Below are 12,432 nucleotides of genomic sequence, written 5' to 3'. Positions count from 1 at the left end.
CGCGGTGTCGGTGCCGACTGGCGCTTCACCACGAAGGATGCCCGCATCAAGCTCCGCAAACTCTACCCGACAACAGAGCCGTGACAGAGCACTAGGCCGAGACCGGCGAGGGCGGCCTTGCGGATCAGTGAAAGGCTTGAGAACGCAAGCTGGCCGCCAACCTGGACGTTGACCTCCTTGCCGGCCCGCTCGAACTCCCAAGGGAAGAATTCGCCGCGGGAGGCGCGCGCCAGGTTGATGCAGCAGTGCCCGATCAGGTCCTTGGGCTTCCGGGGCTTGGGCCGGCCCTTGAGGTAGCCCGGCGTCCCGACCACCGCCATCCGCATGGGCGGGGCGATGCGGACCGCGACCATGTCCTTCTCGACGTACTCGCCGATGCGCACCCCCGCGTCGAAGCGCTCGGCCACGATGTTCGTCCGCACGTCCGAGGAGACCACCTCGACGTGGATGTCGGGGTAGTCGGGCAGCAGCCGCCGCAGGGCCGGCCACAGCACCGTCTCGGCCGCGAGCTCCGGCGCCGTGATCCGAATGTTGCCGGCGGGCTTGTCGCGGAACTCGGTCAGGGCGGCGAGCTCGACCTCGATCTGCTCGAACTGCGGACCCACGGTGCGCAGCAGGCGTTCGCCGGCCTCGGTCGTCGTGACCGCACGGGTGGAGCGGTTCAGCAACTGCAGCCCCAGGCGGGCCTCCAACCCGTTCATGGCGTGGCTCAACGCCGACTGCGTGACGCCCAGGCGCTTGGCGGCTCGCGTGAAGCTCCCCTCGCTCGCCACCGTGGCGAAGGAGAGCAGGTCGGTCATGTCCTGTCTCGCCATCACCCCTCTCCGACCGGACGCATCAGCCCGCCATTGCCGGCTGCTCGTACCATGCGGGCTCGGCAATCCATAAGCTGCGCTCATAGGCTTATGTGGTAACCGAGGCCTAATCGTTGCGGCCAAGCGCCGTACCTTGGAGCCTATTCAAGCTGTCCGGGTTGCCCGGGCATTCCCTGAACGATGCACGGCCTTCGGTCGGTCATCCCCCGCAAGCTCGGAGGCCGAGATGGATCGTCCCGGAGACATTTCATTGAATCGGAGAGACCTCATGGTCGGGGCATCCGCCGCGGCGGCCCTGGCCGCTACCCCAGCCGGCTCCCGCGCCGACGCGGCCCCCGCCGGCACGGATAAGCCCGTGATGGCGAAGGTATCGCTCACCGTGAACGGGCAGCGCCGGGAGCTTGAGCTCGATACCCGCACCAGCCTGCTCGACGCGGCGCGCGAGCACCTGCACCTGACGGGCTCCAAGAAGGGCTGCGACCACGGCCAGTGCGGCGCCTGCACGATGATCGTCGACGGATGGCGCATCAACGCCTGCCTGACGCTCGCCGTGATGCACCAGGGCAGCGAGATCACCACCATCGAAGGGATGGGCCAGCCCGACGCCCTGCACCCGATGCAGGCGGCGTTCGTGAAGCACGACGGCTACCAGTGCGGCTACTGCACGCCGGGCCAGATCTGCTCGGGCGTGGCGGTGCTCGCCGAGATCAAGGCCGGCATCCCGAGCCACGTCACCGCCGACCTCACCGCGCCGACGCAGGTTACCGAGGCCGAGATCCGCGAGCGCATGAGCGGCAACATCTGCCGCTGCGGCGCCTACTCCAACATCGTCGAAGCGATGACCGAGGTCGCCGGGAGGCCCGCATGAAGTCCTTCACCTACGAGCGTCCCGGCACGCCCGCCGAGGCGGCCGCCGCGGTCGCGCGCACGCCGAACGCCAAGTTCATCGCCGGCGGCACCAACCTGCTCGACCTGATGAAGCTGCAGATCGAGACGCCGACCCACCTCGTCGACGTGAACGGCCTGAACCTAGACAAGGTCGAGGCGACGCCGGAGGGCGGCCTGCGCATCGGCGCGCTGGTGCGCAACACCGACCTCGCCGCTGACGCGCGTGTGCGCAAAGATTACGGCGTCCTCAGCCGGGCCCTGCTCGCGGGGGCCTCGGGCCAGTTGCGCAACAAGGCGACGACCGCCGGCAACCTGCTGCAACGGACCCGCTGCCCGTACTTCTACGACACCGCCCAGGCCTGCAACAAACGCCAGCCGGGCTCGGGTTGCTCGGCGCTCGACGGTGTGAGCCGGTCGCTCGCCGTCATCGGATCGAGCCAAGCCTGCATCGCCACGCATCCGGGCGACATGGCGGTGGCCATGCGCGTCCTCGACGCCACCGTCGAGACCGTCGACGCCAAGGGGGCCGAGCGGAAGATCGCCATCGCTGATTTTCATCGCCTTCCCAGTGACAGGCCCGAGATCGACACGACCCTGAATCCCGGCGAGCTCATCACGGCGGTGACGCTGCCGAAGCCGGTCGCCGGCACGCACATCTACCGCAAGGTCCGCGACCGGGCCTCCTACGCCTACGCGCTGGTCTCGGTGGCGGCCATCCTCGGCAAGGACGGAAGCGGCCACATCGCCTTTGGCGGTGTCGCCCACAAGCCATGGCGGGTCGAGGCTGCTGAAGCCGACCTACCGCGAGGCGCCAAGGCGGTGACCGACAAGGTCTTCGCCGGCGCCAAGCCGACCGAGGACAACGCCTACAAGCTGAAGCTCGCCGAGCGCACGCTCGCCGCGGCGCTCAACCAAGCGAGGGCCTGAGCCATGAAGTTCGACACCCCCGCCGGCCAGAACCCCATCGACCAGCTCAAGGTCGTCGGCAAGCCGACCGACCGCATCGACGGCAAGTACAAGACCACCGGCACGGCGCCCTACGCCTACGAGCGTCACGACGTAGCGGCGAACCAGGCCTACGGCTACGTCCTCGGCGCCGGCATCGCTAAGGGGCGCGTGCGCCGGATCGACACCGCGGCGGCAAAGAGGGCGCCCGGCGTCCTCGCCATCGTGACGACCCTTGAGCATCCGCGGATGGAGCGCGGCATGATGAACGCCGCCTACCTGTTCGGCGGCGACGAGGTGCAGCACTACCACCAGGCCATCGCGGTCGTGGTGGCCGAGACCTTCGAGCAGGCCCGCGCCGCAGCCTTTCTGGTGCAGGTCGACTACGCCCCCGCGGCCGGCAAGTTCGACCTCGCAGCCGAAGCCAAGGGCGCCAAGCCCGTTCCGGGCGACAGCGGCGAGGGCAGCGGCGGCAACGGCGAGGAGCGGGTCGGTGACTTCGAGGGCGCTTTCGCCCAAGCCCCGGTCCGGTTCGACGAGACCTACTCCACTGCCGACGAGAGCCACGCCATGATGGAGCCCCACGCGACCATCGCGGCGTGGGACGGCGACAAGGTCACCCTCTGGACCTCGAACCAGATGATCGCTTGGGGCCATGGCAGCCTCGCCAAGATCCTCGGCGTGCCGAAGGAGAACGTCCGCCTCGATTCCCCCTACGTCGGCGGCGGTTTCGGCGGGAAGCTGTTCGTGCGCGCCGACGCAGTCCTGGCGGCGCTCGGGGCCAAGGCGGCCAAGCGTCCCGTGAAAGTGGCACTGACCCGTCCGCTCGTCATGAACAACACCACGCACCGGCCCGCCACGATCCAGCGGGTGCGCATCGGCGCGATGAAGGACGGTACGATCACGGCCATCGCGCACGAGAGCACGTCGGGAAACCTGCCCGACGGCGACCCCGAAACGGCGGTGAGCCAGACCAAGCTGCTCTACGCCGGCGCCAACCGGCTGACCGCGATGACGCTCGCCCATCTCGACTTGCCTGAGGGCAACGCCATGCGCGCGCCCGGCGAGGCCCCCGGCCTGATGGTCCTGGAGGTCGCCATGGACGAGATGGCGGAAAAGCTCGGGATGGACCCGGTCGAGTTCCGCATCCGCAACGACACCCAGGTCGACCCGCAGGACCCGAAGCGCCCGTTCTCGCATCGGGACCTCGTCGGCTGCCTGAAGCTCGGCGCGGAAAAATTCGGCTGGTCGAAGCGCAACGCGAAGCCGGGCCAGGTTCGCGACGGGCAATGGCTCGTCGGCATCGGCATGGCGGCGGCGTTCCGCAACAACATGGTGATGAAGTCCGGCGCGCGGGTGCGGCTGGCCGCCGACGGCACGGTCACGGTCGAGACCGACATGACCGACATCGGCACGGGCAGCTACACCATCATCGCCCAGACCGCCGCCGAGATGATGGGCTTGCCGCTCGACAAGGTGGTGGTCCGCCTAGGCGACTCCGCCTTCCCGGTCTCGTCCGGGTCCGGCGGGCAGTTCGGCGGCAACTCGTCGACGGCCGGCGTCTACGCGGCCTGCGTGAAGCTGCGCGAGGCGGTGGCGCAGCGCCTCGGCATCAACTCGGCCGATGCGGTGTTCGCCGACGGGCAGGTGCGGGCCAGCGACCGCGCGGTGCCGCTCGGCGAGGCGGCGAGCAAGGGTGAGGTTTCGGCCGAGGACACCATCGAGTTCGGCGACATCTCGAAGAAGCAGCAGCAATCGACCTTCGGGGCGCATTTCGTCGAGGTCGGCGTCGACGCCTACACCGGCGAGACCCGGGTCCGCCGGATGCTGGCAGTCTGTGCGGCCGGGCGCATCCTGAACCCGAAGTCGGCTCGCAGCCAGGTCATCGGCGGGATGGTCATGGGAACCGGGGCGGCGCTGATGGAGGAGCTCGCGGTCGACACCAAGCGCGGCTTCTTCGCCAACCACGACCTCGCCGGGTACGAGGTGCCGGTCCACGCCGACATCCCGCACCAGGAAGTCATCTTCCTCGACGAGGTCGACCCGATGTCTTCGCCCATGAAGGCGAAGGGCGTGGGCGAACTCGGCATCTGCGGGGTCGGCGCGGCGGTCGCGAACGCGGTCTACAACGCCACCGGCATCCGGGTGCGCGACTACCCGATCACCCTCGACAAGCTCCTCGACCGCATGCCGGAGGCGGCATGAGGCGAGGCGAAGGAGGCAGGCCGATGCGCCCGAGAATCATCTGCCACATGGTGACGTCCATCGACGGCAAGCTGCATCCGAGCCGGTTCCGGCACCGACCGTCCGTCCTCGGGCAGCAACTCCAAGCCGGCGGCCGTAGTCGCCTTCCACCCGCACGGGCGCACCACGACGCCGACGACGCGCATGAGGCACTTGGCCCTGCGTGCGATCGCACGGTTGTATTCGAGTTAGCAGTAGCGACTGGAGATGTACTCGGGGCTGAGCAGGGCCACGAGGATGTGGGCCTGCCTCATGGCCCTGGAGATGCCGGCGTCGAGTTGCGGGCACGGCTCGTTCCTGCCCTCACGCCGCGGCAACGACTGGCTCGGCCGCGCCTTGAGCCTTCTGACGGTGACGCCTTACGACAGCTGGAAGCGGGCCCACGCCCTGCATCATGCCTCCACCGGCGATCTCAGCCGCCGCGGCAGCGGGGATATCCACACTTTGACCGTGCGCGAGTACCTCGCTCTGCCGCGCGGGAGCCGGCTCCGCTATCGCCTCTACCGCAATCCGTTCCTCCTGATCGTGCTCGGCTCTCCGCTCAACCTCCTGCTGCTGCAGCCGCTGCCCTCCGGCGTCGGGCTCCCGTGGCGGACGGCGTGGCGCGACGTGCTGGCGCTCGACGCGGTGCTCCTCGCCGGTCTCGGGCTGCTCGCGCTCGGGGTCGGCGGCGTCGAACCGGTGCTCTGGGTGTTCCTGCCGGTGATCAGCCTTGCCGCCTGGATCGGGGGCTGGCTGTTCTACGTCCAGCACCAGTACGAGGAGACCGTCTGGGACGAGGCCGACGCCTGGGACTTTCACCGCGCGGCGCTGGGCGGCAGTTCGTACTACGTCCTGCCGCGTGTCCTGCAATGGTTCACCGGCAATGTCGGCCTGCACCACGTCCACCACCTGAACAGCCGCATTCCGAACTACCGCCTGCAGGAATGCCTGGACGTCCACGAGATCCTCGGTTGCGTCGGCCGCCTGACGCTGCGCGAAAGCCTGGGCTGCCTGAACCTCGCACTGTGGGATGAGGACGCGCGCAAGCTCGTCGGATTCGCACGCGTACGGGGGCTGAAACCCGCTCGTTGAGGTAGAGTCTGCCCCGTCGAATGCCGGGACCAAGCATTTAGACAAGAATTTCGGCGAGGATGCTCGGGATCTCAGTCGGGATTTCCCGCGCGAGGAACCCGATGCCGCCGTGTCGCCGAGCCAAGCGGCGTCCAGCCTCACCGTGGCAGTAAACACCCCAAACGGCCGCCCTGGCAGGATCGGCACCGCGGGCGAGCAAACCAACGATCAGCCCAGCCAGAGTGTCGCCGGAACCCGACGTCGCCAGGCCGACATGGCCGCCCTCGTAGCACCACGCATCACCGTTCGGTGCGACGATGTAGGTGGCGCCACCCTTCATCACCGTCAGGGTACCGAACCGTTCGGTCGCTTCCCGCGCGGCGGCCAACGGATCGGCCTCGATCGTCTCGCGCTCCCGTCCGAGCAGCCCGGCCATTTCTCCGGCATGCGGGGTGATGACGGCCGGTGTTGCCAGCCTCTTCGTCAAGCCGGGCTCGTCACTCAGGACGCATAAGGCGCCCGCATCGAGCACGAGGGATATCGTGCTCGACGCACGCAGCACCGCCGCAACGATGGCTGTCGTGTCGGCGTCCTCGCTCATCCCCGGGCCGAGCAGGACCGCGTCGCAGCGTTCCGCCCGTTTCACCACCTCGTCCGCATTGGTTCGCGATATGCCGCCTGCCTCGGTCTGCTGAAGGCCGACGACCATCGCCTCTGGCACCAGTAGTCCCAACGGCACCGCCAGATCGCGGCAAACCGCGATCTGAAGCTTGCCCGCGCCGACGCGCATCGCCGCCTCGGCCGCTAGGCGGATCGCGCCCGGCAACTCTCGGCAGCCTCCCAACACGAGGACGCGACCGCGGCCGTCCTTGCTGTCGGAGGAAGGCGGCGGCGGGGGCATGCCGCGCAGAAGGCGCTCTGTGATCGGCTCGGCACTGTCGCTCCGCTCGGCCATCGGCTCATCCGCCTCATGCATGGTTCGCCACGCGGCCTGACTCATCCGGGCCTTCGGGGGCGGGTTCGGAGGTCACGGGCGTGCCCTCTGCAGTGAGGGGGGCAACGAAATTGTAGTGCACGAGCATCATCCCCCCGGAGGACGGATGATGCGGATCGTAGGCGTACTCGGTCACGCCGCAATTGGTGACATCGCCCTCGGCATCGATGGCGAGGATGCTGGCCTCGTCCAAGTTCTCCAGCAGGTAGCGCATGCAGAGCACGACGACTTGGTGCGCCACCATGAGCACGCGCTGGCCCGCATGATGGAGGGCGACGGTGTCGAGCACCCCGCGCAGCCGGAGGATCACATCGCACCAACTCTCGCCGCCGGGCGGGCGGTGGTAGAACTTACCGAGGTCCGCCCGCAGAGCGGCTTGCTCGGGATGCAGGGCCTCGATACCAGCCCGGGTCAGGCGGTCGAGGATGCCGAATTCCTTCTCGCGCAGCCGCTCATCAACGAGCGTCGCGGGCGTTCCGGTGGCGAGGCCGCCACTCGCCCGGATCGCCTCAGCGGTCTGGAGCGCGCGGCGATAGGACGATGCGAGGACGAGGTTCGGACGCTCCGATTCGGGTCGCGCGGCGAACCAGCGTCCCAGTGCCTCCGACTGCTCGCGACCCAGCCCGCTCAGCGACACGTCCATATCGCGTTCCGCGATGTCGATGCGGTGGGCCTTGGCCGCGTGCGCGGCGTCGCGGGCGACGTTTCCGGCACTTTCGCCGTGCCGCACGATCCAGAGACGGGAGGCGCGCCGGGCCAGTCCACTCACTCGTCCCTCTCCCCAATTTCTCGTTTCACGCCCATTCCCATGGGGATCGGAACGCACTGATGGATGCAGGTTGTTCCCGTCAGTCGGATGTCCGGTTCCGGCTCGGCATCTCGTTGGCCCTGACGAGGGCACGGGTGATGGCCACGGTATGCCGGCCTTGGTGGCGCGCCGCGTCTAGAACCTCCGGGCGGGGCTGCCCCTTGCCAGCTCCGACGATCGCCGACGCCCCGTATGGCGAGCCCGCCTCCAGCATGGCGTCATCGGTGTAACCGGTCGGCAAGATGACCATGCCCAGATGTGCCATCGGGGCGTAGAGGGCCAACGTGACGACCTCCGAGCCTCCATGCGGCCAGGACGCAGCGGCGAACGCGCCGCCGACTTTGCCTGACAGCGCTCCGCGCTTCCATTGCGGCCCGAGGCGGTCGAGGTAGTTCTTCAGCTCCGTGGCCGGTGCGCCGAAGTAGGATGGCGTGCCGAACAGGATCGCGTCGGCCCATTCCGCATCCTCGTCCGTCGGTGCCGGGTAGAGTGCGTTCTGCCGATGGGCCTCATCGAGCCAACCCTCGACCTTGGCCATATCTTCAACTGAAGCGACTTCGCGAGCCCGCCGCAAGCGGACCTCGGCCCCGGCCTCGCGCGCAGCCTCAGCAGCGACCCGAGCCAAAGCCTCGATGGTTCCGGTGCGTGAGTAGAAGACGATCAGCATGCGGACGTGCGGCTCGGTCATCACGTCATCCGTTTCGGTTTGCCGGTGCAATCGGGGCATCGGACAACGATGGTGCCGGCAGTCGGCTCCTGCGCTTTTTGCGCACAGCGAGACGATTGAGGGTCGGATACAGTTTTGAGTCCTGATTGGGGTAAGGGACAATCATCGAAAAGCCGCCGCTGCGCTGGGCGGCTCTACTTGCCGAATCTTGACGGCCTGACGCAGATACCATGCGCACCCAGGCAACGGATGAGCGGCCGCGCTCTACACATGAAAACGGCCGCCTGCCGGCAGCCCTTCGCTCGATGTTTGAGGGTTCGGAGCCCTATTCCGAGGTGCCCCACTCGTCCTGCGCCTGGGCCGTCGTGCGGTTCAGGCGGACTTCGCCGGCCTCGATCGCTTCGATCGAATCGACGTGGATGAAGTGGTGGACGCCGTGGGCGGCCGGGTCGGTCCGCGTCAGCTTGATGCGCTGCCCGTCGAGGTGATCGACCGTGCCGACCCGGCCGCCATCGGAGCCGACGACCGGCATGTGCTCCTGGATCAGACTGGTATCGACCATGGATCGGCTCCTCACGCGGCCTTGGCCTTGCTGGTTTTCTTCGGAGCGAGCTCCTCGTCGGCGTCGGTCTCGGTCCCTTCCGCGTTGATCCGCTCTGCGATCTCGGTGAGCAACTGGTCGGTCTTCTTCTCTTCCTGCAGCGTCGCGTCGAGGAGCTTGGCGGCGTCCGCATAGCCGAGCTGGGTCGCCCAGGTCTTGAGGGTGCCGTAACGGGCGATCTCGTAGTGCTCGATCGCCTGGGCGGACGCCGTCAGAACCGCATCCGCGGCCGGGCTGTCCTCGAAGTCCTCCAAGTCCTCTTCCATCTCGGAGGTCAGGCCCTGCATGGCCTCGCAGGTCTTTCCGCGAGCCGGCTTGCCGATGATCTCGAACACCTGCTGCAGGCGCTCCACCTGCTCGGCGCTTTCCTCGGCATGGGTCTCGAACGCTTGGCGCAGCTCCTCGTTCTCGGCCGACTTGGCGGACTTCTTCAGCGCTTTGACTGATTGCCGCTCAGCGTAATAGACATCTTTCAGCGTCTCGTAGAACGCATCCTGCAAGATCTTTTGCTTGGCAGCCATGGCGACACATCTCTACATTGTTGAGCGAGTAAGGCCGCGGCCGTGAACTCACCGGCGGCCTGCACCGTAGAAACGTGGGGTCGGGCGGCCGGGTCCGAAAATTAATCCGGGATAAGCTGCAAAATTGCGGGAACCTCACGGGCCATGCGGGCGCCGCTGGAGCCTCCGCCCGCCGGTTCAGGAGTCCGTGACCTCGACCTGTTCGCCGATCTCCTCGGTCTTGCCGCTGAGGCCGGGGACCTCGTCCAACTGCCGCAGGCTGGTGAAGCGGCCCCGCTCCTCCCGGTAACGGACGATCTCATGCCCGTGGCCCTTGAGGGCCGGCACGCCGTCCCGTTCCTCGGCCGTCGCTGTGTTCAGATCGATCATGGTGGGTTCCCGACGTCTCGCGCGGCAGAAGAAACGGCAACACGGCAGCCTTAAACGCTTCCGGATGGGAGTAATTGATCCCATGGGCTGCGCCGGGAATGACGGCAAGAGCCCCCCGAGGCAGGGAGGCAGCCAGGCTCGTCACGAACGCATAGGGGACGATGTGATCGCGTGTGCCCCAGACCACGAGCGTCGGCTGAAAGACCCGTGACGCCTTCTCGCCGATGTGGTTGTCAACCATGCTCCTCAGGGTCTGGAGATAGCGACGGACCCCAGAGCGGGCATAATCAGTCAGCGCGACCCAGGCGAGCGACCAGCGCTCGAAGGGCGCGATGAGGAAGAAGCCCACAACTTGCCGGGCGATGCCGCGCGCCTCCGGGTCCGGCGTAGGCCCCTGCAGCACCAGGCGGTCGACGAGTTGCGGGTGAACGAGCGCAAGCTCGACGAGCACCTCGCAGCCTAGGGAATTGCCGACGAAGGCTGCACGCTTCACGCCGACCTCGTGCATCCAGGCCGCCAGCGCATCGGCCAACTGGCGAACCGTGAGCGCGGCAGCAGGCTTGTCGCTCAGGCCGAAGCCGGGCAGGTCGGGCGCATAGACCCGCAGGTGAGGGGCGAGATGCTCCGCCAGCGGGATCATGTAGCGGCTCGACATCCCGAGCCCGTGGACCAGGATCACGGGCAGCCGGTCCTCCGGCACGGAACTGAGCGAAACGCGGGCATGGAGGATGATGCCGCCGACGCGGTCGCGTCTCGCTGCGAGGCGCCCCTGGCGCCCACGCCGTCCGGCTGCCGATCGGACCACGGCCAGACCGATCGCAACCCCGACGGCCATCGCAGCGATCCCCCACCGGAACCCGTTCATCCGCCCGCCCTGCCGATTGCGCCCACGCTTATCCGGCGGATCGCCTTAACCTCTCGCTTACCCTGACCCGCCAGTTTGCCGGCCCCGATCAGCCGGAGGAGTGAGCATGTCTGATACGACCGACACCGTGGGCGTCGCAGGCGACCGGATCCGCTCCATCATCGAGCGCATCGAGCGCATCGACGATGAGATCAAGGATCTCATGGAGACCAAGAAGGAGATTTTCGGCGAGGCCAAGGGTGAGGGACTCGACGTCAAGGTGCTCAAGGAAATCCTCAAGCTGCGCAAGCAGGACAAGGACGAGCGCGACGAGCAGGAGACGCTGCTTGACCTCTATCTACGTGCCATGGATGCGCCGTCGCCCGCGCCGGTCGCCCAGGCAGCCTGATTGACAGCAACCGCCACCGGGCCACGTCCGTCGGGCCCGGTGCGCAATCAGACACGAGTTCGAGGCCGTCAAACGTCGACTTGAGGCACAGCGCTCGGTCTCAGATGATCGAACCCTGGACGACACTCACGATCACGGCGCGAGAGGTCCGCATGGTTGTGACACTAGCGAACGGACGTCGGACGCAACCTGGGCGGCCAGGCTCGGAACCGGGAAGGTCAATCGCACTTGCCTCCCTGAACCGGCGCTGATCGGCAGGGAGACGGATCATGTCCACGGACACTGACAAGCATCGCGGTTTGCTCGACGCCCTCAGAATGGCACAGGGCAAGAGTGACGGCTCTTTCGAGAAGGCCGTCACCGCCGCCTTCGAACACGTGTTCGAGCACTTGGACCGGCTGAACGACCATGTCTCGCCCGGCGGCCCAGATGGCGGGGACCGTCACCTGAAGCCGGGCGAGTCACCGACTCTCCGGTAGCGCCACCCGTGACCGGAATGGCATTGGCTGTTCGCAAATCAACGCTTTGATTGGGCTCAGGCTTTCTCAGTCGCCGTCGCGCTAGCAGGCAATACCCAGTTCGCTCGCACGAAGTGGCAGGTATAGCCGTTCGGCCGACGTTCCAAGTAGTCCTGGTGCTCTGGCTCGGCCTCCCAGAAAGGCCCTGCCGGCGCCAGCTCTGTCACCACCTTACCTGGCCAAAGTCCGGATGCGTCGACATCAGCGATGGTGTTCTCGGCGACCCGACGCTGGTCATCGTCGACGTAGTAGATGGCCGAGCGGTAGCTTAGGCCCCGGTCGTTACCCTGCCGGTTCGGGGTGGTCGGGTCGTGGATCTGGAAGAAGAACTCCAGGATGCGCCGGTAGCTCGTCCTGGTCGGATCGAAGACGATCTCGATACCTTCGGCATGCGTCCCATGGTTCTGGTAGGTCGCATCCGGCACGTCGCCACCCGTGTAGCCGACACGGGTCGCCAGCACGCCTTCCTGGCGACGGATCAGGTTCTGCATGCCCCAGAAGCAGCCGCCCGCCAGTACCGCCCTCTCGCTACCCATGTCGCTTCTCCGTGAGCCCTCGGATTCCCGTCAGATGGGGTCCGCAACGCCGTTTTGCTCTGCGGCCCCATATCCATTCTCAATGTGCGATGACGGACCAGCGCCCCCGGCCTCCAAGGTAGGCTTGGGGTGGAGGCTGTGTGAAAAACTCTGCTGTTCTGATAGTCTCTGCGGGACGGTGGAGGCGGCTATGGCGCGTTTTGTTTGTGGTGCTGATCGC

15 protein-coding genes are annotated in these 12,432 nt (G+C 67.3%); 6 read left to right on the top strand and 9 right to left on the bottom strand.

Annotation, left to right across the window (positions count from 1 at the left end; translation table 11 throughout):
* Positions 1-62: 62 nt before the first annotated feature.
* Positions 63-815 carry a LysR family transcriptional regulator gene (locus tag HNR00_RS25145; protein ID WP_183574265.1) on the bottom strand — a complete coding sequence of 251 codons (753 nt, stop codon included), beginning with the start codon at positions 813-815 and terminating at the stop codon, positions 63-65.
* A gap of 268 nt (positions 816-1,083) precedes the next feature.
* On the opposite strand from HNR00_RS25145, the gene paoA reads away from it, so the two are divergent.
* From paoA to HNR00_RS25125, 4 genes are all read left to right on the top strand, one after another.
* Positions 1,084-1,683 (top strand): aldehyde dehydrogenase iron-sulfur subunit PaoA, encoded by a 600-nt coding sequence (paoA, locus tag HNR00_RS25140; protein WP_246391127.1) that lies wholly within the window; start codon positions 1,084-1,086, stop codon positions 1,681-1,683.
* Positions 1,680-2,630 carry an FAD binding domain-containing protein gene (locus HNR00_RS25135; RefSeq protein WP_056243658.1) on the top strand — a complete coding sequence of 317 codons (951 nt, stop codon included), beginning with the start codon at positions 1,680-1,682 and terminating at the stop codon, positions 2,628-2,630. The genes paoA and HNR00_RS25135 overlap by 4 nt, the downstream gene beginning before the upstream one ends.
* Positions 2,631-2,633: 3 nt before the next feature.
* Positions 2,634-4,853 carry an aldehyde oxidoreductase molybdenum-binding subunit PaoC gene (gene paoC, locus HNR00_RS25130; RefSeq protein ID WP_183574263.1) on the top strand — a complete coding sequence of 740 codons (2,220 nt, stop codon included), beginning with the start codon at positions 2,634-2,636 and terminating at the stop codon, positions 4,851-4,853.
* A gap of 276 nt (positions 4,854-5,129) precedes the next feature.
* Positions 5,130-5,966 carry a fatty acid desaturase gene (locus HNR00_RS25125; protein WP_246391125.1) on the top strand — a complete coding sequence of 279 codons (837 nt, stop codon included), beginning with the start codon at positions 5,130-5,132 and terminating at the stop codon, positions 5,964-5,966.
* A gap of 37 nt (positions 5,967-6,003) precedes the next feature.
* Here the strand turns inward: HNR00_RS25125 and HNR00_RS25120 are convergent, their stop codons facing one another.
* The 7 genes from HNR00_RS25120 to HNR00_RS25090 all read right to left on the bottom strand — a co-directional run bounded on the left by HNR00_RS25120 (position 6,004) and on the right by HNR00_RS25090 (position 10,740).
* Positions 6,004-6,945, bottom strand: a complete 942-nt coding sequence (locus HNR00_RS25120; protein ID WP_246391123.1) for an NAD(P)H-hydrate dehydratase — start codon at positions 6,943-6,945, stop codon at positions 6,004-6,006.
* Complete coding sequence (locus HNR00_RS25115) at positions 6,914-7,669, bottom strand: histidine phosphatase family protein (protein ID WP_312886122.1); 756 nt, start codon at positions 7,667-7,669, stop codon at positions 6,914-6,916. Before HNR00_RS25115 ends, HNR00_RS25120 begins: the two co-directional genes overlap by 32 nt.
* A gap of 118 nt (positions 7,670-7,787) precedes the next feature.
* Positions 7,788-8,435, bottom strand: a complete 648-nt coding sequence (wrbA, locus tag HNR00_RS25110) for an NAD(P)H:quinone oxidoreductase (protein ID WP_183574261.1) — start codon at positions 8,433-8,435, stop codon at positions 7,788-7,790.
* Positions 8,436-8,739: 304 nt separating this feature from the next.
* Positions 8,740-8,976: a DUF2171 domain-containing protein gene (locus HNR00_RS25105; protein WP_183574259.1), complete on the bottom strand. Its 237-nt coding sequence runs from the start codon at positions 8,974-8,976 to the stop codon at positions 8,740-8,742.
* An 11-nt stretch (positions 8,977-8,987) separates the two neighbouring features.
* Entirely contained in the window at positions 8,988-9,536 is a 549-nt protein-coding gene (locus HNR00_RS25100; protein ID WP_183574257.1) for a YciE/YciF ferroxidase family protein, read from the bottom strand.
* Positions 9,537-9,713: 177 nt separating this feature from the next.
* Entirely contained in the window at positions 9,714-9,863 is a 150-nt protein-coding gene (locus tag HNR00_RS25095; RefSeq protein WP_312886121.1) for a helix-hairpin-helix domain-containing protein, read from the bottom strand.
* Entirely contained in the window at positions 9,835-10,740 is a 906-nt protein-coding gene (locus HNR00_RS25090) for an alpha/beta fold hydrolase (RefSeq protein WP_246391120.1), read from the bottom strand. The genes HNR00_RS25095 and HNR00_RS25090 overlap by 29 nt, the downstream gene beginning before the upstream one ends.
* A 136-nt stretch (positions 10,741-10,876) precedes the next feature.
* Between HNR00_RS25090 and HNR00_RS25085 the strand changes: the two genes are divergently transcribed.
* Complete coding sequence (locus tag HNR00_RS25085; RefSeq protein WP_183574251.1) at positions 10,877-11,158, top strand: DUF2312 domain-containing protein; 282 nt, start codon at positions 10,877-10,879, stop codon at positions 11,156-11,158.
* Positions 11,159-11,427: 269 nt separating this feature from the next.
* The gene (locus tag HNR00_RS25080) at positions 11,428-11,637 is read left to right on the top strand and encodes a hypothetical protein (protein ID WP_056244868.1); all 210 of its coding nucleotides are present in this window, start codon (positions 11,428-11,430) and stop codon (positions 11,635-11,637) included.
* Positions 11,638-11,693: 56 nt separating this feature from the next.
* On the opposite strand, the gene msrA is transcribed toward HNR00_RS25080, so the two are convergent.
* A complete protein-coding gene (msrA, locus tag HNR00_RS25075; protein WP_183574249.1) occupies positions 11,694-12,212 on the bottom strand; it encodes a peptide-methionine (S)-S-oxide reductase MsrA in 519 nt (172 codons plus the stop codon).
* Between the last annotated feature and the right edge of the window lie 220 nt (positions 12,213-12,432).

This window comes from Methylorubrum rhodinum, assembly GCF_014199935.1.
Lineage (GTDB): Bacteria > Pseudomonadota > Alphaproteobacteria > Rhizobiales > Beijerinckiaceae > Methylobacterium > Methylobacterium rhodinum.
This window is presented reverse-complemented; position numbering and strand designations above follow the sequence as displayed.

What these genes read in the sequence shown, in the direction of transcription:
- HNR00_RS25145 (WP_183574265.1), bottom strand. Translation starts at nt 815, where the DNA reads ATGGCGAGACAGGACATGACCGACCTGCTCTCCTTCGCCACGGTGGCG.
- paoA (WP_246391127.1), top strand. Translation starts at nt 1,084, where the DNA reads ATGGTCGGGGCATCCGCCGCGGCGGCCCTGGCCGCTACCCCAGCCGGC.
- HNR00_RS25135 (WP_056243658.1), top strand. Translation starts at nt 1,680, where the DNA reads ATGAAGTCCTTCACCTACGAGCGTCCCGGCACGCCCGCCGAGGCGGCC.
- paoC (WP_183574263.1), top strand. Translation starts at nt 2,634, where the DNA reads ATGAAGTTCGACACCCCCGCCGGCCAGAACCCCATCGACCAGCTCAAG.
- HNR00_RS25125 (WP_246391125.1), top strand. Translation starts at nt 5,130, where the DNA reads ATGTGGGCCTGCCTCATGGCCCTGGAGATGCCGGCGTCGAGTTGCGGG.
- HNR00_RS25120 (WP_246391123.1), bottom strand. Translation starts at nt 6,945, where the DNA reads ATGAGTCAGGCCGCGTGGCGAACCATGCATGAGGCGGATGAGCCGATG.
- wrbA (WP_183574261.1), bottom strand. Translation starts at nt 8,435, where the DNA reads ATGACCGAGCCGCACGTCCGCATGCTGATCGTCTTCTACTCACGCACC.
- HNR00_RS25105 (WP_183574259.1), bottom strand. Translation starts at nt 8,976, where the DNA reads ATGGTCGATACCAGTCTGATCCAGGAGCACATGCCGGTCGTCGGCTCC.
- HNR00_RS25100 (WP_183574257.1), bottom strand. Translation starts at nt 9,536, where the DNA reads ATGGCTGCCAAGCAAAAGATCTTGCAGGATGCGTTCTACGAGACGCTG.
- HNR00_RS25090 (WP_246391120.1), bottom strand. Translation starts at nt 10,740, where the DNA reads ATGGCCGTCGGGGTTGCGATCGGTCTGGCCGTGGTCCGATCGGCAGCC.
- HNR00_RS25085 (WP_183574251.1), top strand. Translation starts at nt 10,877, where the DNA reads ATGTCTGATACGACCGACACCGTGGGCGTCGCAGGCGACCGGATCCGC.
- HNR00_RS25080 (WP_056244868.1), top strand. Translation starts at nt 11,428, where the DNA reads ATGTCCACGGACACTGACAAGCATCGCGGTTTGCTCGACGCCCTCAGA.
- msrA (WP_183574249.1), bottom strand. Translation starts at nt 12,212, where the DNA reads ATGGGTAGCGAGAGGGCGGTACTGGCGGGCGGCTGCTTCTGGGGCATG.